This is a genomic window from Hydrogenophaga defluvii (assembly GCF_042665235.1).
GTDB lineage: Bacteria > Pseudomonadota > Gammaproteobacteria > Burkholderiales > Burkholderiaceae_C > Hydrogenophaga > Hydrogenophaga defluvii_A.
In genome coordinates this window covers 1-21025 of the sequence record NZ_JBHTBZ010000024.1, presented here as the reverse complement: position 1 = coordinate 21025, position 21025 = coordinate 1, and the positions used below count along the sequence as shown (strand labels likewise).

Annotated in this window: 21 protein-coding genes; 12 read left to right on the top strand and 9 right to left on the bottom strand. The window is 60.3% G+C overall.

The window, feature by feature from the left end; genetic code table 11:
- Window positions 1-8 precede the first annotated feature (8 nt).
- The 5 genes from ACFQU0_RS10585 to ACFQU0_RS10565 are packed head-to-tail and all read left to right on the top strand — an operon-like array spanning window position 9 to window position 3613.
- Window positions 9-551 (top strand): chalcone isomerase family protein, encoded by a 543-nt coding sequence (locus ACFQU0_RS10585; RefSeq protein WP_382200527.1) that lies wholly within the window; start codon window positions 9-11, stop codon window positions 549-551.
- Window positions 548-1849 (top strand): MFS transporter, encoded by a 1302-nt coding sequence (locus ACFQU0_RS10580; RefSeq protein ID WP_382200525.1) that lies wholly within the window; start codon window positions 548-550, stop codon window positions 1847-1849. The genes ACFQU0_RS10585 and ACFQU0_RS10580 overlap by 4 nt, the downstream gene beginning before the upstream one ends.
- Entirely contained in the window at window positions 1846-2388 is a 543-nt protein-coding gene (locus tag ACFQU0_RS10575; RefSeq protein WP_382200523.1) for a DUF3833 domain-containing protein, read from the top strand. Before ACFQU0_RS10580 ends, ACFQU0_RS10575 begins: the two co-directional genes overlap by 4 nt.
- 5 nt (window positions 2389-2393) lie before the next feature.
- On the top strand, window positions 2394-3173 hold the full coding sequence (locus ACFQU0_RS10570) for an SDR family NAD(P)-dependent oxidoreductase (protein WP_382200521.1): 780 nt from the start codon (window positions 2394-2396) through the stop codon (window positions 3171-3173).
- On the top strand, window positions 3170-3613 hold the full coding sequence (locus ACFQU0_RS10565) for a nuclear transport factor 2 family protein (protein ID WP_382200519.1): 444 nt from the start codon (window positions 3170-3172) through the stop codon (window positions 3611-3613). Before ACFQU0_RS10570 ends, ACFQU0_RS10565 begins: the two co-directional genes overlap by 4 nt.
- Window positions 3614-3645: 32 nt before the next feature.
- Here ACFQU0_RS10565 and ACFQU0_RS10560 read toward each other — a convergent pair whose 3' ends face one another.
- Window positions 3646-4263, bottom strand: coding sequence for a glutathione S-transferase N-terminal domain-containing protein (locus tag ACFQU0_RS10560; protein WP_382200517.1), 618 nt, complete (start codon window positions 4261-4263; stop codon window positions 3646-3648).
- 99 nt (window positions 4264-4362) lie between these two features.
- Here ACFQU0_RS10560 and purB point away from each other — a divergent pair, with 99 nt between their 5' ends.
- The 3 genes from purB to ACFQU0_RS10545 all read left to right on the top strand — a co-directional run bounded on the left by purB (window position 4363) and on the right by ACFQU0_RS10545 (window position 8797).
- Window positions 4363-5811, top strand: a complete 1449-nt coding sequence (purB, locus tag ACFQU0_RS10555; RefSeq protein ID WP_382200515.1) for an adenylosuccinate lyase — start codon at window positions 4363-4365, stop codon at window positions 5809-5811.
- A 129-nt stretch (window positions 5812-5940) separates the two neighbouring features.
- On the top strand, window positions 5941-8208 hold the full coding sequence (locus ACFQU0_RS10550) for a putative bifunctional diguanylate cyclase/phosphodiesterase (protein ID WP_382200513.1): 2268 nt from the start codon (window positions 5941-5943) through the stop codon (window positions 8206-8208).
- A 16-nt stretch (window positions 8209-8224) separates the two neighbouring features.
- Complete coding sequence (locus ACFQU0_RS10545; protein ID WP_382200511.1) at window positions 8225-8797, top strand: YaeQ family protein; 573 nt, start codon at window positions 8225-8227, stop codon at window positions 8795-8797.
- Here the strand turns inward: ACFQU0_RS10545 and ACFQU0_RS10540 are convergent.
- From ACFQU0_RS10540 to ACFQU0_RS10520, 5 genes are all read right to left on the bottom strand, one after another.
- Window positions 8777-9205 (bottom strand): DUF3717 domain-containing protein, encoded by a 429-nt coding sequence (locus tag ACFQU0_RS10540; protein ID WP_382200509.1) that lies wholly within the window; start codon window positions 9203-9205, stop codon window positions 8777-8779. The genes ACFQU0_RS10545 and ACFQU0_RS10540 overlap by 21 nt on opposite strands.
- Window positions 9206-9338: 133 nt before the next feature.
- Window positions 9339-9737, bottom strand: a complete 399-nt coding sequence (locus ACFQU0_RS10535; RefSeq protein ID WP_382200507.1) for a PIN domain-containing protein — start codon at window positions 9735-9737, stop codon at window positions 9339-9341.
- A 21-nt stretch (window positions 9738-9758) separates the two neighbouring features.
- A complete protein-coding gene (locus tag ACFQU0_RS10530) occupies window positions 9759-10010 on the bottom strand; it encodes an antitoxin (protein WP_382200505.1) in 252 nt (83 codons plus the stop codon).
- Window positions 10011-10074: 64 nt separating this feature from the next.
- Window positions 10075-11028, bottom strand: coding sequence for a TerC family protein (locus ACFQU0_RS10525; RefSeq protein ID WP_382200503.1), 954 nt, complete (start codon window positions 11026-11028; stop codon window positions 10075-10077).
- A gap of 275 nt (window positions 11029-11303) precedes the next feature.
- Window positions 11304-12926, bottom strand: a complete 1623-nt coding sequence (locus ACFQU0_RS10520) for a M48 family metalloprotease (protein ID WP_382200502.1) — start codon at window positions 12924-12926, stop codon at window positions 11304-11306.
- 42 nt (window positions 12927-12968) lie between these two features.
- Here ACFQU0_RS10520 and moaC point away from each other — a divergent pair, with 42 nt between their 5' ends.
- The 3 genes from moaC (at window position 12969) to ACFQU0_RS10505 (ending at window position 15009) form a co-directional block, all read left to right on the top strand.
- Window positions 12969-13460, top strand: coding sequence for a cyclic pyranopterin monophosphate synthase MoaC (gene moaC, locus ACFQU0_RS10515; RefSeq protein ID WP_382200500.1), 492 nt, complete (start codon window positions 12969-12971; stop codon window positions 13458-13460).
- Between the two features lie 131 nt (window positions 13461-13591).
- Window positions 13592-14578 (top strand): tyrosine-type recombinase/integrase, encoded by a 987-nt coding sequence (locus ACFQU0_RS10510; protein WP_382200498.1) that lies wholly within the window; start codon window positions 13592-13594, stop codon window positions 14576-14578.
- Window positions 14579-14796: 218 nt separating this feature from the next.
- Window positions 14797-15009, top strand: coding sequence for a hypothetical protein (locus ACFQU0_RS10505; RefSeq protein ID WP_382200496.1), 213 nt, complete (start codon window positions 14797-14799; stop codon window positions 15007-15009).
- A gap of 539 nt (window positions 15010-15548) precedes the next feature.
- Here the strand turns inward: ACFQU0_RS10505 and ACFQU0_RS10500 are convergent.
- The 3 genes from ACFQU0_RS10500 to ACFQU0_RS10490 all read right to left on the bottom strand — a co-directional run bounded on the left by ACFQU0_RS10500 (window position 15549) and on the right by ACFQU0_RS10490 (window position 19057).
- The gene (locus ACFQU0_RS10500; protein ID WP_382200494.1) at window positions 15549-16664 is read right to left on the bottom strand and encodes a dienelactone hydrolase family protein; all 1116 of its coding nucleotides are present in this window, start codon (window positions 16662-16664) and stop codon (window positions 15549-15551) included.
- A 323-nt stretch (window positions 16665-16987) separates the two neighbouring features.
- Complete coding sequence (locus tag ACFQU0_RS10495; protein WP_382200492.1) at window positions 16988-18139, bottom strand: serine hydrolase domain-containing protein; 1152 nt, start codon at window positions 18137-18139, stop codon at window positions 16988-16990.
- Window positions 18140-18478: 339 nt separating this feature from the next.
- The gene (locus tag ACFQU0_RS10490; protein ID WP_382200490.1) at window positions 18479-19057 is read right to left on the bottom strand and encodes a recombinase family protein; all 579 of its coding nucleotides are present in this window, start codon (window positions 19055-19057) and stop codon (window positions 18479-18481) included.
- Between the two features lie 379 nt (window positions 19058-19436).
- On the opposite strand from ACFQU0_RS10490, the gene ACFQU0_RS10485 reads away from it, so the two are divergent.
- Complete coding sequence (locus ACFQU0_RS10485) at window positions 19437-21005, top strand: cache domain-containing protein (RefSeq protein ID WP_382200488.1); 1569 nt, start codon at window positions 19437-19439, stop codon at window positions 21003-21005.
- Window positions 21006-21025 lie beyond the last annotated feature (20 nt).

Genomic DNA, 21025 nt, shown 5'->3' with positions numbered 1-21025 from the left:
GCCGCACGATGCTGCGCCGTCAACTCCTCATTGCTGTGCCTGCTGCTGTGTGCGTGGGTCTGGCGCGGGCCACCCATGCGGGGGCGCCCGGTCTGTTGCCCAGCGGCCGCCGTTTGGGCCAGGCGCGGCTGCGGTTTTTTGGCCTGTCGGTGTACGACGCGACCTTGTGGGCCGAGCCAGGTTTCGACGCCGTGCAGTTTGAGCGCCACCGTTTTGTGCTGGAGCTGCACTACCTGCGCACGCTGTACGGCAAGGCCATCGCCGAGCGTTCGCTGAAAGAAATGCGGGGCGTGGGCAGCGTGAGCGACGCGCAGGCCACGCGCTGGCTGGACGCCATGCTCAAACTCTTTCCCGACGTGAAAGACGGCGACCACATCGCCGGTTTGCATGTGCCCGGCGAGGGCGCGCGCTTCACCCTGAACGAGCGGCCGTTGGGCGACGTGTCGGACGCCGAGTTCGCGCGCCTGTTTTTTGGCATCTGGCTCTCGCCCGCCACGTCCGAGCCGCAGATGCGCACGCAGTTGCTGGCCCAGGCCGGCACCACGTCATGAACAAGGCGGCGGCCAGCGGCGCCGCCTTGTTGGACCAACCCGGCGGCTGGACGCACGGTGTGCGGTATGGCCTGTTGGGATTGCCGCTGGCGTTTGCCGCCTTGCCGCTGTACGTGTTGTGGCCCAACCACTTTGCCCGTGAACACGGCGTGTCGCTCGCGGCCTTGGGTGCGGTGTTGCTGGGGGCGCGGCTGTTCGACGCCTTCATCGATCCGCTGATCGGTCGTTGGTGTGACGCGACTTTCCGGCGGTCCGTGGTCGGTGTGTTGTGGCTGGGCGCCCTGGCCAGTGCGGTGTTGGCACTGGGGTTTGTGGCGCTGTTTTTTCCGCCAGCGGCGCTGGGTGCCAGCGCTGCGTTGCTGGCCTGGGCGGTGGCCGGGCTGCTGCTCACCTACACCGCTTACAGCGTGGTGAGTGTGGCGCACCAGTCGTGGGGCGCCATGCTGGGCGGCACCGAAGCGCAGCGCGCCCGCGTGGTGGCTTGGCGCGAAGCGCTGGGTTTGGTGGGGGTGGTGTTGGCGGCGGTTTTGCCCAGCCTGGCCGGGTTGGGTGTTGCGGCCACCGTGTTTGCGCTGCTGCTGGCGGTGGGTTGCTGGGCCTGGAGCAGCGCACTGCGCCCCGTGCCCGACGCCGCCGCCCGCGCAGAACCGCTCGCCTCGGTGTGGGCGCCTTTGCGTCAACCCGCGTTTGCCCGGTTGCTGGGCGTGTTTTTGGTCAATGGCATCGCCAGTGCGGTGCCGGCCACGCTGGTGCTGTTTTTTGTGCAGGACCAGTTGCAGGCCCCTGCCGCAATGGAGCCGGCTTTTCTGGGCACCTATTTTTTGTGCGCCGCCGCGTCCATGCCCGTGTGGCTGCGGGTGGTGGCCCACATGGGCCTGGCGCGCGCCTGGCGTTTGGGCATGGGCCTGAGCGTGCTGGTGTTTGTGTGGGCGGCTTTTCTGGGGCCAGGCGATGCCTGGGTCTTTCTGGGCGTGTGTGCCCTGTCAGGTCTGGCGCTGGGCGCCGATCTGGCCGTGCCCGGCGCCCTGCTGGCCGGTTTGGTGGGCGACATGGGCGAACGCGGGCGCGGCGAAGGCCGTTACTTTGGCTGGTGGAATTTCGCCGCCAAGCTCAACCTCGCGCTGGCGGCTGGCCTGGCGCTGCCGCTGCTGGGCTGGTGGGGCTATGCGCCAGGCCAACGCGACGCGCAGGCGTTGACCGCCCTGACCTGGGCCTACTGCATCTTGCCCTGTGCGCTCAAGCTGGTCGCGGCCGCAGCCCTGCAGCACTTCATCATCCACAAGGAACCCCGATCATGAAACGACGTGTCGCCCTCAGCGCCGTGTTGCTGGCCGCCGCAGGCGGACTGGCCGCTTGCGCTGGCCCGCAGGTGAGCGATTACGCGGCTGACAAACCCGTGCTCGACCTGGCCACCTACTTCAACGGCACGCTCGACGCCTACGGCGTGTTCACCGACCGTTCGGGCAAGGTGGTGCGCCGCTTCACCGTGGTGATGGTGTGCACCTGGACCGGCAACGAAGGTGTGCTGGACGAAGACTTCACCTACTCGGACGGCGAAAAACAACGCCGCGTCTGGCGTTTGAAAAAACTCCCCGACGGTCGTTACACCGGCACCGCCGACGACGTGAAGGGCGAGGCCCAAGGCCAGGTGGCGGGCAACACCTTCCGCTGGGGCTACACCCTGAACCTGCCGGTGGACGGCAAGGTGTATGAGGTGCAGTTTGACGACTGGATGTACCTCATGGACGACCGCGTCATGCTCAACAAAGCGGTGATGAGCAAGTTCGGCTTCAAGCTCGGCGAGGTCACGCTGAGCTTCGTCAAGCGCGCGGGATGAGCGCCATGTGGCTGCGTCCCATCAACCCCCCGATGCGCGATTGGCATGGCAAGCGTGTGTGGGTGGTCGGCGCGTCTTCCGGCATCGGCGAGGCCACGGCGCGTGCGCTGCATGCGCAGGGCGCCCAAGTGGTGGTGTCGGCCCGCAACGCGCGGGCCCTGGATGCGTGGGTGGCCCAACATCCCGGCTCAGCCGCTGTGGCGCTGGACGTGACCGATGCGGCGGCTGTGGCCGATGCCGCGCGCACGTTGCTGCGCCAGGGCGGCATCGATCTCGTGATGTATTGCGCCGGCCACTACCGCGAAATGCGCGCCGACGCTTTTGAGTTGGCCGAGATCCAGCGCCATTGGCGTGTGAATTTTGAAGGTGTGTTGTACGTGCTCGACGCCCTGCTGCCGGCGCTGCGCCGCCAAGGGCGAGGTCACATCAGCGTGGTCAGCAGCGTGGCCGGCTTCCGTGGCCTGCCCAAGTCGTTGGCCTATGGGCCGACCAAGGCCGCGCTCATCAACCTGGCCGAAACCCTGTACCTCGATCTGCGGCACGAAGGGGTGGGCGTGAGTGTGGTGAACCCGGGGTTTGTTGAAACGCCGCTGACCGCACACAACGACTTCCACATGCCGGGGCTCATCACCCCCGACCAGGCGGCACAGGCCATTGTGCGTGGCTGGGCGGCCGGCCACTTTGAAATCGACTTTCCCAAACGGTTCACCTTCTGGATGCGGCTGCTGCGGCTTTTGCCTTCGCGCCCCTACTTTGCCGCCGTGGCGAGGTTCACCGGACTATGAACCAGCCCTACACCGACCCGCGCCTGCGGCGCGTGGCCGATTTTTTCGAGACCTTGTCGCCCGACGCGCTCGACCAGTTGGGGCGGGTGTACGCGCCCACCGCCCGTTTCAAAGACCCGTTCAATGAGGTGCAGGGCCTGCCCGAGATCCGCGCCATCTTCGAGCACATGTTTGTGTCGCTGCACGAGCCCCGTTTTGTCATCACCACCGGGATGGCGCAAGGCGATCAGGCCTTTGTGACTTGGGACTTCGTGTTCCGGTTCAAACGCTTCGACACCACCACGTTGCAAACCGTGCGGGGCGCCAGCCACCTGCGCTTCGCCCCCGACGGCCGCGTGGCCGAGCACCGCGACTACTGGGACGCGGCCGAGGAGCTGTATGAAAAACTGCCCGTGGTGGGCGGGCTGATGCGCTGGCTCAAGCGCCGCGCGAACAGCTGACGGCGTTTTGCCGCCGGGCCACCCCGAGGCGGTTATTGCGGCGGCAGGGTATCGATGAAACTCTGGCGCTGGGCGAGCTTGTCGGCGAGCTTGGCCAGGTTGGGGTACGCCGCGCGCCAGCCAAGCTCGGGGAAGCGGAAGTCGAGGTAACCCAGGGCGCAGCCCACGGCGACGTCAGCCAGGCTCAGGTGGATGCCGTGGCAATAGGCTTTGTCGCCCAGGCCGTGGGCCATGGCCTTGAGCGCGCCGTGCACCTTTTGCATCTGGCGCTCGATCCACAGGCCGCTGCGCTGTTGCGCTTCGCGGTGCGGCCAGGTGGCTTCCAGGCGCGCCAGGATGGCTGCATCCATCAGGCCGTCGGCCAGGGCTTCCCAGGTTTTGACTTCGGTGCGCTCGCGACCGGTGGTGGGGATGAGCTTGCCCACGGGCGAGAGGGTGTCGAGGTATTCAACGATGACACGCGAGTCGAAAATGGCCTCGGCGCCGTCCATCACCAGGCAGGGCACTTTGCCCAGCGGGTTGGCCTGGGCGATGGTGGTGTCGGCCGCCCACACGTCCTCCAGCACCAGCTGGTAGTCCAGCTTCTTCTCCGCCATGACGACGCGCACTTTGCGCACGTAGGGGCTGGTGAGGGCGCCAATGAGTTTCATGTGAGGGGACAGGTGACGGTACGGGAAGGGCATTTTAGCCAGCGGCGCCTGCGTCATGCTGACGGTGTACCGATTCACCGGCTTCCCTACAATTCGGGGATGCAAGTACCTTCCCAAACCGCCGCCGGCCTGTCGGCACTCACCGCCCTCTCCCCGCTCGACGGCCGTTACGCGCCCAAGCTGGCCGCCCTGCGGCCCTTCATGAGCGAGTTTGGCTACATGCACCGCCGGGTGCAGGTCGAGATCGCCTGGTTCATCGCGTTGTCTGACGCCGGCTTCAGCGAGTTCAAGCCGCTGTCGAGCGAGGCGCGTGCCCACCTGCTGGGCTTGGTGCAGCGCTTCGATGAGGCCGACGCGGCGGCGATCAAGGACATCGAAAAAACCACCAACCACGATGTGAAGGCGGTGGAGTACTGGATCAAGGCGCGTTTTGCCGACGCCGCGCTGCCGGCTGCCCTCAAGGCCGAGCTGGCGGCGGTGCAGGAGTTTGTGCACTTTGCCTGCACCAGCGAAGACATCAACAACACCAGCCACGCCTTGCAGCTCAAGGCCGGGCGCAACCAGGTGCTGCTGCCTGGCCTGGACGCGGTGATTGCCAAGCTGCGCGAGATGGCCCACGCCTTTGCCGACGTACCCATGCTCAGCCGCACCCACGGCCAGACCGCCAGCCCCACCACCGTGGGCAAGGAATTCGCCAACGTGGTGGTGCGGCTGAACAAGGTGCGTGCCGCCATCGCGGATGTGAAGCTGATGGGCAAGATGAACGGCGCCGTGGGCAACTACAACGCCCACCTGAGCGCCTGGCCCGAGTTCGACTGGGAAGCCTTCTCGCGCAATGTGGTGGAAACGCCCGAGCCGCAGGATGTGCCGGCCGGTGCTAGCTGGGGCCTGGGCCTGACCTTCCAGCCCTACAGCATCCAGATCGAGCCGCACGACTACATGGCCGAGCTGTTCGACGCCACCGCGCGCGCCAACACCATCCTGATCGACCTCTCGCGCGACATCTGGGGCTACGTGAGCCTGGGCTACTTCAAGCAAAAGCTCAAGGCCGGCGAGATTGGCTCCAGCACCATGCCACACAAGGTCAACCCCATCGACTTCGAGAACGCCGAAGGCAACCTGGGGCTGGCCAACGCGGTGCTCAAGCACCTGAGCGAAAAGCTCCCTATCAGCCGCTGGCAGCGCGACCTGACCGACTCCACCGTGCTGCGCAACATGGGTGTGGCGCTTGGGTACGCTGCGTTGGCCTACCAGTCGCTCATGACCGGTTTGAACAAGCTGGAGATCAACCTGGAAGCCTTGGCCGACGACCTCGATGCGTCATGGGAAGTGCTGGCCGAACCCATCCAGACCGTGATGCGCCGCTACGGCGTGCAGGGCGCCTACGAAAAGCTCAAGGAAGTCACGCGTGGCAAGACCGTGACCGCCGAGGCGCTGCACGGCCTCATCCGCAGCCTCGACATTCCAGAGGCCGAAAAACAACGCCTGCTGGGCATGACGCCAGGCAGTTACGTGGGCCAGGCCGCCGCGCTGGCCCGCCGGGTCTGAGGTCGGACCGCATGCCGTTCCAAAAAAGCCACCTTCCCAGGTGGTTTTTTTTGTATCTGTCACCCCATGCGGAATTGATAAATACATGACCTTGGGGTACAACCCAATGCAGGCAGCAACCCATCCCATATGGCCGCCCAACTTCCACCGACCACCGATGCGAACGACCAGGCCCTGACGGCGCGTCTGGTTCGGCACGCCGCGCAGGTCATGGTGGTGCTCGGTTTCCTGATCGCGCTGGTACTGGGGCTGGAGAGCGGCACCAAAGCCGATCACGTCTGGCTGCACGTGCTGGTGGGTCTGGTGGGGTTGACCACACTGGCCATGCTGCGTGGGGGCAGGCAGCGGGCCGCCGCCTACCTCATGGTGTGGGCGTTCTGGATTTTGGTGGCCCTGGTCACCGCGCGCAACGGCGGTGCGCGCGGCCCCAGCATGCTCAACTACCCCGTGCTGATTGTGTTTTCGGGGTGGATTCTGGGCTCGCTGGCGACCCGCTGGCTGGCGGTGGCCACGGGCGCCCTGTTTTTGGTGTTCGTCTGGGGCCATCCCAAGGGCTGGTTTCCCGATCCGTATTTTGGCAACCAGCTGTTGCACGCCACCTACCTGGGCGGCGTTTTGCTGGTCACCACAGCGGCCACCTTGTTGTCCCGCCGCGACTACCTCAAGCGCTTGGGCGAGGCGCACCAGCTGGCCCGCGACCTGGAGGCGCGCGAGGTCGAGCTGCGCAAGTTCTACCTCGCGGTCGAACAAAGTCCCATCTCCATCGCCATGGTCGATGCCGAACAGCGCCTGAACTACGTCAACGCCGCCTACGAACACATGGGCGGCTACCGGCGCGAGGCCTTGCTGGGGCAGCACCCGCAGGCGCTGGGCATAGACAGCACGTTGGCCGATGAGGCGATACACACGGTGGTCAGGCGTGGCGACACCTGGGTGGGGGAGCGGATGTCGCGCCGGGCCGACGGCAGCGAATACCCGGCCTACACCATCGTCATGCCGATACGCCAGGCCGACGGGCGCATCAGCCACTACGCCACGCTGCGGCAAGACCTGTCGGCCCAGAAAAGTGCGGAGCAGCGCATCCACCACCTGACCCATTTCGACAGCCTCACCGGCATGCCCAACCGCCGCCAGATGCTGGAGCGGTTGGCACTGGACTTTGCGCTCAACCTGCGCCACGGCCGCATGGCGGCGGTGATGGTGTTCAACATCGACCGCTTTCAAAACGTCAACAACGCCCGCGGCCAGGAGGTGGGCGACCAGCTGTTGCGCGCCGTTGGACAACGCCTGCAAAGCCTGTTGCGCGCGGGGGACGGCATCGCCCACCTGTCTGCCGACGAGTTTGTGCTGCTGTTTCACGAGCTGGGGGCCGATGCCGAGACCGCCAGCCGCCATGCCCTCACCGTGGCCGAAAAAATCCACTGTGCTTTCGCCAAGCCCTTTGTGTTGGCCGGCGAGGCCGATGCCGTGACCATCACCGCCAGCCTGGGCATCACCCTGTGTCCGCAAGGCCCGGAGGATGAGCCGGCGGAGGCCTTGCGCCGCGCCGACACCGCCCTGCGCCGGGCCAAAGCCGGGGGAGGGCGCCAGAGTGCCTTTTTCGACACCCAGATGGGCAGTGCCGTGCAACAGCGTTTCCAACTGGAGCGCGAGCTGCGGCATGCGGTGGTGGCGGATGAGTTGCGCCTGTTCCTGCAGTCGCAGGTCAACCTGGCCGGTGAGGTGGTGGCCGCCGAGGCGTTGGTGCGCTGGCAGCACCCCACGCGTGGGCTGCTGCCGCCCGGGGTGTTCATCGCGCTGGCCGAAGAAAGCGACCTCATTGTGGCCCTGGGCGACTGGGTGCTGGGCCAGGCCTGCGTGTGCATGGCCGATGCCGTGCGGGCGGGCCGAGCGTTGCGCTTGTCCGTCAACGTCAGCCCACGCCAGTTCCGTGAAGCCGGTTTTGTGCCACGGGTGCAGCAGTTGTTGGCAGAGCATGGCCTGCAAGCAGGTCTTCTGACGCTGGAGGTCACCGAGGGCTTGGTGGTGGACGATGTGGAGTTGGTGGCCGCCAAGATGCGCGCATTGGCCGATCTGGGGGTCCATTTTTCAGTGGACGACTTTGGCACGGGGTATTCCTCCCTGCGTTACCTCAAGCGCCTGCCCCTGCACGAACTCAAGATCGACAAAAGTTTTGTGCAGGACGCCCCACACAGCGCCGACGACGCGGCCCTGGTGGACACCGTGCTGGCCGTGGCCGGCCACCTGGGCCTGAGCGTGGTGGCGGAGGGTGTGGAAACCCAGGCGCACGCCGATTTCCTGGCGTCACGCAACAGCCCGATGTTGCTGCAGGGCTACCTACATGGCCGCCCCGAACCGGCTGCCGACTGGCTGGCCCGCTGGAAGGCCAGCCCATGACAGGTATGCTTGGCACATGGCTCTCAAGTCCACCATCTTCAAGGCGCATCTGCAGATCGCCGACATCGACCACGGCTACTACGCCGACCACGCGCTGACCCTGGCCCGCCACCCCAGCGAAACCGACGAACGCATGATGATTCGCCTGGCGGCGCTGGCGCTCAACGCCTGGCGTTTGCAAGCGGAGTGCAACGGCGACGGCACGCTGGCCTTCGGCGCCGGCTTGAGCGATCCGGACGATCCCGACATCTGGCTGCGCGACTTCACCGGCCGTACCCGCGTGTGGATCGAGGTGGGCCAGCCCGAAGACAAGCCCGTCCTCAAGGCTTGCAGCAAGGCCGACCGTGTGATCGTTTACGCCTTTGCCTCGTCGGCCGACATTTGGTGGCGCGGCATACAGACCAAACTCACCCGCACCGACAAGCTGTCGGTGTGGCGTGTGCCCACCGAGTCGTCGCAAGAGTTAGCGGGTTTGGCCGAGCGCAGCATGCAGCTGCAGGCCACGGTGCTCGAAGGCGTGCTCACCCTGGGCAACGGCGAGCGCAGCGTGTCGCTGGAGTGTGTGCCCCTACTTGTCGGCGCCGACTGAGTTGGCTTCTGCCGCGCGTTCGGCGTAGGTGTTGAAGCGCCAGGCACTGGCTTCCAGCGTGATGCGGCGCCAGGTGGCGCGTTTTTCGCCGGGTGTCATGGCCGGCCAGTGCTGCACCTCGTCAAAGCTGCGGCCACAGCCCTTGCACACATCGTCACCCTGGCTGGTGGAGCAGATGGCGATGCAAGGTGTGTCGGGCGTGGTGTCGTACCAGGCTTTCCAGGCCGCATGCGCCTTGCGCGGCATGCTGTCCTCATCGGCTTCGCTCTCGTGGTGGAACACCAGCAAGGCATAGACCTCGGCCAACGCCCGGATTTCGGGCGCCAGCGAAACACCGTCTGGCGAGGGCTTGCGCCCGCGCCAGAAGTTGATCGCTGCTTCGATGTCGGTGATGTGGATGCCGGCCATAGGGGCAGGGATGATACCCCCACGCTCCGCCGCTTCGCGGGTCGCTGCCCCCCAAGGGGGCGCGGGCCTTGCTTGGGGCGGCCCGGCGCGGCGGCCCCTTGCGATGAACGGGTATTTTTGCGTCGGGCGGGTGTCAAAGCGCCCATTCCTCCACCGCCAGGCCGGGAACCCGGTGAAACTCTCGGGCGTTGTTGGTGATGACCACGCTGTCTTCGGCCAGGGCGTGGGCGGCAATCAGCATGTCCATGCCGCCGATGGGTCGGCCTGTGCGTTCCAGGGTGGCGCGCAATTGCGCGTAGTGGTGCCCGGCTTGCGCAGGCCAGGGCCTGACGTCAAAGCCCGCTAACCAGGCTTCAACGGCGGCGCTGAATTTGGGTGAGGCCAGCTTGGCTGCCCCGAAGCGCAACTCTGCGGCCACAATGGCCGACAGCCAGAGTTGCTGAGGGTCCAGCGTGGCAAAGCGGGCGATCATGTCCGCAGGGTGACGGCGCAGGATGTAGCTGCAAATGTTGGTGTCCAGTGTGCGGCGCATGGGTATCAGCCGGCCAAGCCATCAGCTCCAGTCCCGCTCCTGTGGGGCAGGGTCGTGCCGCTCTGCCAAAAAGGTGGGCGGCAAAGGTTCGCTGTTGGCGTAGAACTGCGCCAGCCATTGACCCATGTCGGCGGCGGGATGGCCCTGGGGTTGAACCCACAACGCGTCGCCAATCTGCTCAATGCGCACTTCTTGCGCCGCCAGACGCAGCTTGGCGGGCAACCGCACCGCTTGGCTGCGGCCGCTCATGAAGAGTTTGGCTGTGATGGTCATGGCGGAGGGTAGGTGTAATATGACAGTGGCATATTACACCGGGTTCCGCTATTTGCCACTGTGTTCAGCGGGCGTTCGGCGCGGTCTTCACGCTCCACAGCATGGTGATGGCCAGGATGCCGACCACCACACCCAGCGACACAGCCACTGGGATCTTGAAGACGTCGATCAGCATCATCTTGCTGCCGATGAAGACCAGGATCACGGCCAGGCCGTAGTTGAGCAGGTGGAACTTGCCGGCCACGGCCGCCAGCAGGAAGTACATGGCGCGCAGACCCAGGATGGCGAACACGTTGCTGGTCAGCACGATGAAGGGGTCTTGCGTGATGGCGAAGATGGCGGGGATGGAGTCGACCGCGAAGATCACGTCGGTGAGGGCCACCAGGGCAATCACCATCATCAGCGGGGTGGCGATTTTTTTGCCGTTTTCCACCGTCCAGAACTTCTCGCCGTCGTAGTGTTTACTCACCGGCATCACGCGGCGCAAGAGGCGCAGAGCGGGGTTGTCGTCCAGCGTGCCTTCCTTGTCGGCGGCCCACCACATCTTGATGCCGGTGAGCACCAGAAAGCCACCGAAGACGTACAGGATCCAGTGGAACTGCGACAACAGCCAGCCGCCCACCAAAATCATGATGGTGCGCAACACGATGGCGCCGATGATGCCGATCATGAGCACCCGCTTCTGGAAGGCCGGCGGCACCGCGAAGTAGGTGAAGATCATCAGGAAGACAAAGATGTTGTCCACCGCGAGCGACTTCTCGATCAGGTAGCCGGTGAGAAATTCAAGCGACTTTTCGTTGGCCACCGCGACCGAGCCGGTGGTGTCGCGCACGGCCCACCAGAACAGGCCGTTGAACACGAAGCTCAGCGCCACCCAGAGGAGCGACCAGTTCAGCGCCTCTTTCATGCCCACCTCGTGGGCGCCCTGTTTTTTCAGGACGACAAAATCGACGAACAGGGAAGCGATGACAATCGCGACGAAAACAAGCCAAAGCCAGACCGGTGCTACGGTGCTCATAAAAAGACCTTCAATGGTTGAGTGTGGTGACACACCCAGAAGGTCTCGCGGGGGCTTCAGCGCAGCAATGTGGCTGTGTCCCTGGCGGATCCGGAGCGCGCCTTGCGGGCACGCACGTATTGACGGATGACGCCGCCTGCCGGCTCAGCCCAGGTTGGGCGGCTGCAGACTCGCTACTCCCCTTTCGGGTAGAGGCGATTCTGCCATGGCTCTGCTGTCAGGCACAAAGCCTGGTGATGCCGTGGGGTTTTTGTTGCGTTGCATCACGTCCGACGTCAACGACCGCCGCGTTGCTCGGCGGCGTCGCGTTCGATGTCGGTCTGCAGCCGCATGATCTCGCGCGTGCGCGCATCCAGGATGGACAGCTCGAAGTGGTCGGCCTGCGGTTGGCCGCGTGCCAGGTTTTGAGCGGACTTGAAGCGGTCGATCGCGCCGGGGTAGTCGAGCATGGCCACCTGGGCCTCGGCGTCGGCGCGCACCGCGCGCAGGGCCTGGTTTTGTGCGCGGTACAACGTGGCCAGGGTTTGCCAGGCCAGCGCGTCGGTGGGGCGTTCGGTCACCCAGGTCAGCAGGCGTTCGCTGGCGCGGGCCATGGCGGCCGGTTGGCCACCGGCGCGTGCTGCCTGTGCCGCCATCAGCAAACCGGTGCGGGTGCCGCGTGTGGCCAGGCGGTCGGCCCAGGCGGGCAGCGGCTGGCCGCCGATGCGCTGGTCCGCCGGTGCTTGCAGCAGCACCTCCACCGCCAGCGCTTCTGCCACCGGCAGGGCGCTGGCGTCCAGCCCAGGTTGCTGGAGCAGGGCCTCGGTGGCGTTGATGGCGGTGTTCAGGTTGCGCTGCTTCAGGGCGGCCAGCGCGGTGGCGTAGTGGCGGGCAGCGCGTGTCGGGCCATCGCCGGTTGTTGCCGTGGCCTGGTGCTCGTCGGGCCGCACGCGCTGGCGGTCGGCGCCGGCCTCGGCCAGCACACGCGCACGGGCCGCCATGAGCGCGTGCATCCAGGCGTTGTGGGGCGAGGTGCTGTGGCTGTGGGGCTGGCCACGGTGGCCGGCGTGGTCGTGCATGGGCAGGCGGGCGCGCATGTCGGCCATGCGTTCGGTGGTCAGCGGGTGGCTGTGCAGGTAGGGAAAACCGCCGTCGTCGTTGAGCCGGGCCGACTGCTGCAGCCGCTCAAACATGGTCACAAAGCCCTGGCCCTCAAAACCGGCATCGCGCATGACACCAAAACCCACGCGGTCGGCTTCGCGCTCCATGTCGCGCGAAAAGTTGAGCTGGTTTTGCACCGCCAGCGCTTGCCCACCGGCAATGGCCGCGCCGCCGATATCGGCGTTGTTGGCCGCACTGGCCGCCAGAATGCCCAGCAGCATGCCGGCCAGAAGCAGCGGGGCTTGCTGGGATTGTTTGTCGATGTTGCGTGCGATGTGGCGTTGTGTGACGTGGGTGAGTTCGTGCGCCAGCACCGAGGCCAGTTCGTCGGCGTTGGCCGTCATGGCGATCAGGCCCAGGTGCACGCCCAGGTTGCCGCCTGGCATGGCAAAGGCGTTCACCGTGTTGTCGCGCGAAATCATCAGGCGCCAGGCGAAGCGTTCGGCCATCTCGGGTGACAGTTCGCCGCGCCGTTGCGCCGCCTCGATCAGCGGGCGCCACAGCGAAGCCAGGTAGTCGCCCAGCACCGGGTCGTCGAGGTAGTCGGGGTCGCGGAAGATGGCGCGCGCCATGTGGTCGCCCAGCCGCCGCTCGGCACTCAGCGACATGGTTTGCCCGTCGCCCAGGTGGGGTAGGTTGGGCGTGTCGCGCGGCAGGCGGTTCACCTGTGCTTGCAGAGGGGCGATGGGCTGCAGGAGCAGTGCCGCGGCCAGAGGGATCAGGGCGGCGCGGCGCCGGCCGGCGTGGGACTTGAACATGCGCCGTATGATGCCGCGTTCCCGTAAAGGTTTCGTAAAAGCATGAGCCAGACTTCGTCACCCCTGACCCACTTCGATGCCCAGGGCCAAGCCCACATGGTGGACGTGGGGGCCAAAGCACACACCCGGCGCATGGCTGTGGCGCAAGGCCGCATCACCATGCTGCCGGCCACGCTGGCGCTGGTGACTGCAGGCACCGCCAAGAAAGGCGATGTGCTGGGCATTGCCCGCATTGCCGGCATACAGGGCGCCAAACGCACCAGCGAACTCATTCCGCTGTGCCACCCGATTGCGCTCACCCGCGTGGCGGTGGACTTTGAGGTGCTGGCCGAACAGCACGCGGTGTTGTGCACGGCCACCGCCGAAACCGTGGGCCCCACTGGCGTGGAAATGGAGGCCCTCACCGCCCTGCAGGTGGCCCTGCTCACTATCTACGACATGTGCAAGGCGGCCGACCGAGGCATGGTCATGTCCGACGTGAAATTGCTGGAGAAGCACGGGGGCAAGAGCGGGAGTTTTGTCGCGCGGCCTTGATTTAGAAGGAATATTTATCTTCTGGGTTAACGCTGAGCATGCGGTTAGCAAGGAAATTTCTTGCTAAAAATGACGCTTAGGGGCTGAAAAATCAAACTTTGTCCAAATCCTGTCCAACTGAGGATCGGGAAATGGCGTCTCTACGAGAACGAAACGGCAAGTGGCAAGCGAGGGTGGTCAGGGAAGGCTACCCAAGTCAGGTTAAGTCGTTTCATGACAAACGGACTGCAGAACAGTGGGCGCGGTCTGTAGAAGCTGAGATAGACCAAGGTCGGTTTATCGTCGCAACAGGGGCCCAAAAAATGACCCTTCAACAGGTCATTCATCGATACATACGCGATGTTGTCCCAACGATGAAGGGTGCTCGCGATGACACCATTCGTTTAAACGCGTTGGCTCTTAGAACCATTGCTCGATACAGCCTAGCTAACCTCACTCCCGAGCGTGTTGCTGAATATCGCGACCAACGGTTAGGAGAGGTTCGTCCAGGGACTGTTTTGCGAGAGCTAGCTTATCTGTCTTCGATCATCAATCACGCACGTCGCGAGTGGGGGTTACACATTCAGAACCCTATTCAGGCTGTCCGAAAACCGGCAAGTCCTGCTGGTCGAAGTCGAATTCTTTCAGCCGATGAACAGGTTCGACTGCTTGAAGCATTAGAGCCAACCGGGAGGCGTAGCATATGGACCAAACCCATTGCAGCTTTGGCTTTGGAAACGGGTATGCGCAGAGGTGAACTGCTGTCACTTACATGGGATCGAATCGATCTGACACGTCAAACAGCATATTTATCCACAACAAAAAATGGCATGGCTCGTGTTGTTCCGCTATCAACTGCAGCTGTTCGACTGCTGATGACTTTACAAAGAGCTGCGGACAACGAGAGTGTTTTTCCGGTGAAGTACTTTACCTTTGATGCTGCTTTCAAGCGAGCAGTAAAGCGTGCTGGAATCACTGATCTGAGATTTCACGATCTCAGACACACGGCCATCACCAATATGGCGGGGAAGTTACCCAACATCATTGAGTTGTCCGCTGTATCAGGGCATAAGAGTCTTGCAATGCTAAAGCGCTACTACCATCCAGACCCAGAAGCCTTAGCCAAGAAGCTCGGCTGATAACCACAGCCATCGCGGTGTGTGCGGTAGGTGGTCCAGTGTTGACTAAAATGAGCCCAAGTGATTGATTTCACTTGGGTTTTTTGCTTTGCGGTTAACCCCAATCACACTACAAGACACATTTTGGATTCCGCTGCCCTAGTAGTTTGATTAGCAACACCACTAAATGTGTCGCCAACCTATGATGACCTGCATCCTCAATCGAGCAGGAGCATCTGATGACCGACCCATCACCTGACGTCGAGAAAGCTCTAGAAGCGGCTCTAGATGCCCTTGTAGAGGTCACCATTCATGACGGTTCGACGACGCCACCAGAGGTCTCAATCGACATCATCATGAAGATGGCCGCAGTGGTTGACGCCCTCGAAGAGTTTGAGTACCAGCAACTGGTTGCTCGTCATGAGTCGAGTGGTAGCAGGGTGCTTCACTGAGCTGCTTGTGACTTGCACCTGGACTTTGATCCCTTAGCAGCCAACTGTGGCACCTTGCTCGCAGTCACTTTGCCACTCATTTACCCGCGTGCGATGTTCATGATCGTTGATCCCGCAGGGGTTGGTTGGCAAAACCGTGTTGGATGAATTGTTCTGCTTGGTTCCGTGTGACCACTTGGTACGGCCATTGGAAATGCCGATATAGAAACGAAGTGCCCTCTCGGTCGGTGACCTTGCAATCGACTTTGAACAGCGTCCCTGGTGGGTATGACTCCCGCATCGCAACAGAACACTCGACATTGAGGGATGGCGATACACCTTGCCCTGGTAGTGGCCGAGCACGAACCTTCTTGCTTGAAGGCTCGCCCTTGTTTTCGTATGTTTCGATGATGAAGTATCGATAGTGACTCATTTGGCTACAAGGGTCTTAGCAGCACCACTCAGGCTCGGATTCCCTCGACCTCTGCCTTCGTAGTGAATTATTCATTTCAAATTTCTTGAATACCATCAGAAACTCGCTCCATTCTCAGTGAAGCTCACTACTTCCAGTTCAATTGTCGAAAAATTTCTTCCGCCGTCATTTTTCCCGCTGTATTTGGCACATCGGTGCGTAACGGCATGGCCCGACTAGCCGCAAAAAAACTCAGGGTTTCTTTAACGGCTTCATCACGTGCAGAACGATGCGTTTCTGACGTTACCCATTGGTAACTTTCGCATGCCTTCACAGCTTCCGTCCACTTTTCTGGAGTTTCTAATGGCTCTTTCTTCTCACGATGAAAACTCGGCCCCCAACTGTAATCCTTTGCGTGTTCTGGCATCACGACATCGATAGCACATCTTGCGTATGTTCCTTCGCGATTTTGCCGCCAACTTTGATTTGGGCGATCAAAAACATGATATGCGCCAGAGTAGACTCTATAACGAACGGGGTTTCCTGCTGCAGCAAGCAAGTCCGCTTCTTCTACGCAAGGTTGAGCAGGAGTCATGTCATCTTTTTCAGCCAACAGATACAAGACCGGTGCAGTGAGTTTCAATTTTGGATTTTGATATCGAAGATTGCATCCAGGATAGACGGCCACACTACCTGCCCATCTAATATCTTCCGACTGTGTGATCGGATAGCGATAGTTAGGCCACATAGCTCCGGTGACAGCATTTCCTCCGCGCGACCAACCTAGGTGATAAATCCGCTTTGCATCAATCTTTGGATGCGTTGTGAGTAAACGAAGTGCATAGATAGCATCAGATATGTTGAAGGTTGTGTTCCAAGTGAGTTGTCCGCTAGTGCCCCCGATCTTGGCGCTTCCCCTGGGTGTAAAACTATCAATCATAAAAACTGCGTAACCAGCAGCAAGTAGTGGTTTCGCCCAAACCTCGTGCATGCCGTTTGTAATACCATCACTCCCATGACTCATCACAACTGCTGGAAATCGCTCCAAAGTAGAATCAAGTGGAAAAAATAGGTCTCCGAAAATAACTTGTCGCTCACCAAGTTTCCCGCGAATGAGGTTCCAACGGTGCTCAGGGTTGGATGCATTGAACTCAATGCGTCCCGTCTGACCATTTGATAGATTGTCGAGTGGTTCAGCCGTCGCAGCGTTACAAACGATAGCTGTGATTGAGCCGAAAATTGCACGTAGTAGCGGCTGATTCATAGAGTCCCCAGAGCTTTTCTGTTGGCCGCCTCTTGAGAGGGTTGTGGCAAGTCTGCACTATTTTTTGCATTTTTTCAACCGACCTCAGAGCATTTAATCTAAGTACGGTTAAATTCAGGGTAGCGTCGGCGACCACTTGCGTTGGGTATCTGCGTGGAGCACTCGAACTTAATTGATCCGATCTGGTTGATGCGTGTATCGACTGATTGCTAAAAGCGTAGATGTCTGATTGACATCTAGCTGAGAACTATCTAACGCTGACGGCGAAATAGAGCATCACGACGTCTTTAAGCTTCGCCCCTATTGACTACCGCAATCTACAATTATTGTTGACTAATCTTACTCCAGACGGCAAATACTCGATAAACGTCCAACATATAATCTTCAGTATTCGAAAAAACAACAATAATTTTACCCACCCCACTTGCCCAACCTATGCGCTGCCCCCCATACCCGACCGCCCAATAACTTTTGGGCGCATAGCGATTATTTGTCCAAATTAAATACCCATAACCATCAAAGGAACTTCCAAACTTCTTTGATCGATTTTCAATCTGTTGACTTGCACCTTCTCTCAAAAATTGACCTAAACAATCGTCTTCCTGTGAGCGCTCAAACACCCACACCGCGAATCGAATCCAATCATCGAGCCTCATGCGAACGCCAGAATCGGATTGACCATATCCTTTTATTCTATCTCTGGAAATTTTTGCTGGCCACTCGATTCCAGCTGGGATTAAGATTTCCCGCTCAACCCATTCCGCATATCCAACCCCAGTAGCCCTCGTCAACATAACACCCAAAACCAACGGGTCGGTTCCGCGATACGCAAAATATTCTCCTGGCTTACGTTTTCCAAGAATCCCAGAATGTGCTTGAGTCACCCGAGAATCCATTAACACATCCAACCAAGAAATCTCTCCCGACACAAATATTTTTGACGCCTGTATAGAATCGGTGATCGTAGAATCCGGATTCCCTTCCCAAGTCCCTGAACTCATTGTGAGCAAATGTCTAACCTTCGCAGAGCCAATAGCAGTTTCTGCAAGCTCAGGGATTAAGGCCTTGACGAATGTGTCTAACGTTATTTTCCCTTCGCATATAGCCCTACCTGTTGCTATAGCTGCAATTGTTTTTCCGATGCTCATGCTATTCAATAAACGTCCGTCCCCTGCAGGAGCCTTATATGCACTCCAAACTACGTCTCGCCCCGACACCAATGCCATTGCCTTTGCGCTACTGCTTTGAAATACGTTCGCCGCTTGTTGAACAACAATACTTTCACCTTGTGTTGGCTCACGTCGCACTAACTTTGACGGCTCCCAATTCGGCTTAACCTCATAGTCCCAGTAGTTCCCCCACCCAAGAAGCGTTCTATCAGGGGTGTGCGCATATCCGTTTACCGTTGGCAACTGTGCATTTGCCTCAGTTATGGCTACGCCGATAAAAAAAATTATCCAGAAAAATCTAGCCATATCACTTCCTATAATCGTGCATGGTCAGTCTTTCAGCGATTTCACGAAACGTCAATCCCATAGTCGCGCGAAGCCGACACACATGTCTAAAAAGGTCCAGCAGGCATTCGCTGTACCTCGTGATGCCCTGCACAGCCGTTTGAACGGTGATGGACAGCCTGACCTACTCGCACTCGTCGAAGCACACGTGCTGGGCGTTTTTCCAGGGAGTACATGCCATCGGCACCCGCCCGCGAGCAATGTCTAATCCACTTGAGTCGGTTGAGCTGATACGTCTCGCCAGTCACGGCATCACAGATGGCGCGGGTGACCTGTTCGACACAAAGAGGACCTGTGCTTTCAGAGGGCGCAGTACCTCTTGACGCTCGCGGTACTGATCCCAAACCTCTCAGCTGTCTGAGCAATGCTGGCCTTGTTCTCCTGACGCCATTGACGCACCGCAGCCGCATCAGCAACTTTTGGTCTTCCGAGTGATGTGGCACCATGTTGCGTACTTCCTGTCTCAGCCAACAACCTCTTCGCAGTCTCTCGACCTGCAGTTGTTCGGTCTACGATCCGCTTGCGTTCCATATCGGCAACTTGGGCCAACACGGCCAGGATCAACTCACCCGCCCCAGCACCGATTCCTCCAAGGCCCAGGACTTCGATAGCCACACCCTTGTTGATCAGGGCTCGAACGGTCGCTTGAACGTCAAGTGCATCACGTCCCAACCGATCTACCGCAGCTACGTGCAGGACATCGCCCTTTCGGATGTAGGCCAGCAGTTCAGCAAAGCCAGGCCGGTCGGCGGCAGGAACCGTACCCGACACACCCACATCCGAAAACTCCTGGTCAAACGGTCCACCCAATGCCTGGCGCTGGGATTCGATTGATTGCTCGGTGGTACTGACTCGGAAGTAGGCGATGGATTGAGACATTTAGGATCAAAAGATAATCAGCTATTGTGAGCCTGGCTCACAAATCTGTCAAGAGTCTTCTGATCCACATGAAGACGGTTTGCAAAACCTGGCGCATAAGGTACACCTTTTGAATCCTGAAACTCTTGATTGACAAGATGTATGAAATAGAGCATTGGTTGAAAAGTGCAATGAGATTAGGATCGAGTCAATTTTTTGGCTGGGCAATGGACATCTCACTTAGTAAATGTTTCGGGTTCCTATTGGTTTTGGCTTCGAAGCAGACAGCAACTTATCCATGAGTGCTCGTAGTTTGTTGTCTGTTCAAGTACAACTGTAAAGGGTATGGTTCATTTTGCGATTTTTTGTTGATACACTAGAGTGCAAAGGATCACAAAGCGTGGCAGTGACAAAACCCAATAGCACCGTCTTTGACAAAGGTCGCCTACTACGTCGTTTTGCTTCGGAATGGCTGGTATATCTGGCGATCATGATGTTCATCGGCGGTCTGCTGTGGTGGATGTGGTCAAGCGCCCGCGAAGCCGTTGAGCAACGTGAAACTGACAGGCTGCGGGCAGCTGCAACGGTGATCGAACAAAAGACCATCCGCAAGCTTGAGACGGGCAACAGGGCTCTGCAGGGCTTTATGAACCGCCTGGATGCTTGGCAAAAAACACCAACGACCTGGGCAGACGCATCTGCCTATTTGGAAGCCGTCGCAGACAGCAACCCAGACTTCACCCGTCTTTTGTTTCTCGATTCCAAAGGCACTGTGTTGGCCTCAAGTGGCGAGGGCAAATCCGACTTGGGGCGTGACTTTTCCCAGCGACCGTATTTTCAAACGGTCAAGCGGCAACCGGCTGCTGACACCCTGTACGTCAGTGAGCCTTTCCAGACTTTGCGTGGACGCTATGCCATCAACCTCATGCGTGCACTGGTCGGGCTGGATGGTGAATTACGGGGCGTGGTTGTGGCTGGATTGGAGCCTCAGACACTGCGTACTTTTCTGAACTCCACTCTTTACGCCGACGACATGTGGGTGGCGTTTGCACATGGCAACGGTGTGCAACTCATGATGGAGCCCGACAAGGCTGGGCAGTCCGGCCTGCAGTTGAACCGCCCAGGTGCACTCTTTGAGAAGCATACCGCCAACGCTGGCCGCGAGACCGTCGCCAAAGGCGTGACGATGGCGACGGGGCAATTCCGATTCACCGTGCTGCGAACCGTTCGGTTGCCCGTACTGAAGATGGATGCTGGTTTGGTCTTGGCCGTCAGCCGCGAACATGATGCAGTGTTTCATTCGTCAGAGAAACTGCGGCAAAACTTTGCCCTGATCTTCTTAATCATGGCTTTTGGCGCTGCTGGTTCACTCTCGCTCAATCAGTCGATACGGTTTGCCGCCAAACAGTCTGCGGCGCAGGCCAGACAAGAGCTTGAGGAGCGGGACGAAGCACTCAGACGCTTCTTCCTTCTCAACCAAGACTTGTTTGCCATTGTTGACGAAACAGGCCACTACACGCGGGTTAACGAGGCATGGAGTGCCTTGCTGGGTTACTCGCAAGACCAGATCGTGGGACATCCTGTTGGTCAGGTGTTGCACCCAGATGATCGGGGCAAAGTTGATGATTACAGGCAGAAGTTGACGGAAGGCATGCCAGTTGGCGGCGTGGTGACGAGGGTCCGGCATGTGCAAGGGCACTATCTTGAGATCGAGTGGCGGGTCTTGCACGCGGGTGATCAGGTTTTCTTGAACGGTCGCGATGTCACCCGAGAGCAGGCCAACATGCGCGAGATGGAAAAGGTCAACGCACAGTTGGCCGAACAGAAGCTGGCGTTACAAGAAATGGCTTTCCATGATGGCTTGACTGGTGCGTTCAACCGCCGTTATTTTGATGAAGTGCTGCACTCTGTTGATTTCCACCGAATTCTGACCCACCGTTTCCATCCAATATTGACCCACCCTGGATAGAGCCCTGAGGGGCTCACGGT

Bases quoted from the DNA above. Each gene is read 5' to 3' on its own strand.
- ACFQU0_RS10535 (WP_382200507.1), bottom strand. From the start codon at position 9,737: ATGCGCCGCACACTGGACACCAACATTTGCAGCTACATCCTGCGCCGT.
- ACFQU0_RS10540 (WP_382200509.1), bottom strand. From the start codon at position 9,205: ATGGCCGGCATCCACATCACCGACATCGAAGCAGCGATCAACTTCTGG.
- purB (WP_382200515.1), top strand. From the start codon at position 4,363: ATGCAAGTACCTTCCCAAACCGCCGCCGGCCTGTCGGCACTCACCGCC.
- ACFQU0_RS10570 (WP_382200521.1), top strand. From the start codon at position 2,394: ATGTGGCTGCGTCCCATCAACCCCCCGATGCGCGATTGGCATGGCAAG.
- ACFQU0_RS10550 (WP_382200513.1), top strand. From the start codon at position 5,941: ATGGCCGCCCAACTTCCACCGACCACCGATGCGAACGACCAGGCCCTG.
- ACFQU0_RS10530 (WP_382200505.1), bottom strand. From the start codon at position 10,010: ATGACCATCACAGCCAAACTCTTCATGAGCGGCCGCAGCCAAGCGGTG.
- ACFQU0_RS10495 (WP_382200492.1), bottom strand. From the start codon at position 18,139: ATGGCTAGATTTTTCTGGATAATTTTTTTTATCGGCGTAGCCATAACT.
- moaC (WP_382200500.1), top strand. From the start codon at position 12,969: ATGAGCCAGACTTCGTCACCCCTGACCCACTTCGATGCCCAGGGCCAA.
- ACFQU0_RS10505 (WP_382200496.1), top strand. From the start codon at position 14,797: ATGACCGACCCATCACCTGACGTCGAGAAAGCTCTAGAAGCGGCTCTA.
- ACFQU0_RS10500 (WP_382200494.1), bottom strand. From the start codon at position 16,664: ATGAATCAGCCGCTACTACGTGCAATTTTCGGCTCAATCACAGCTATC.
- ACFQU0_RS10510 (WP_382200498.1), top strand. From the start codon at position 13,592: ATGGCGTCTCTACGAGAACGAAACGGCAAGTGGCAAGCGAGGGTGGTC.
- ACFQU0_RS10560 (WP_382200517.1), bottom strand. From the start codon at position 4,263: ATGAAACTCATTGGCGCCCTCACCAGCCCCTACGTGCGCAAAGTGCGC.
- ACFQU0_RS10545 (WP_382200511.1), top strand. From the start codon at position 8,225: ATGGCTCTCAAGTCCACCATCTTCAAGGCGCATCTGCAGATCGCCGAC.
- ACFQU0_RS10585 (WP_382200527.1), top strand. From the start codon at position 9: ATGCTGCGCCGTCAACTCCTCATTGCTGTGCCTGCTGCTGTGTGCGTG.
- ACFQU0_RS10490 (WP_382200490.1), bottom strand. From the start codon at position 19,057: ATGTCTCAATCCATCGCCTACTTCCGAGTCAGTACCACCGAGCAATCA.
- ACFQU0_RS10580 (WP_382200525.1), top strand. From the start codon at position 548: ATGAACAAGGCGGCGGCCAGCGGCGCCGCCTTGTTGGACCAACCCGGC.
- ACFQU0_RS10525 (WP_382200503.1), bottom strand. From the start codon at position 11,028: ATGAGCACCGTAGCACCGGTCTGGCTTTGGCTTGTTTTCGTCGCGATT.
- ACFQU0_RS10520 (WP_382200502.1), bottom strand. From the start codon at position 12,926: ATGTTCAAGTCCCACGCCGGCCGGCGCCGCGCCGCCCTGATCCCTCTG.
- ACFQU0_RS10575 (WP_382200523.1), top strand. From the start codon at position 1,846: ATGAAACGACGTGTCGCCCTCAGCGCCGTGTTGCTGGCCGCCGCAGGC.
- ACFQU0_RS10565 (WP_382200519.1), top strand. From the start codon at position 3,170: ATGAACCAGCCCTACACCGACCCGCGCCTGCGGCGCGTGGCCGATTTT.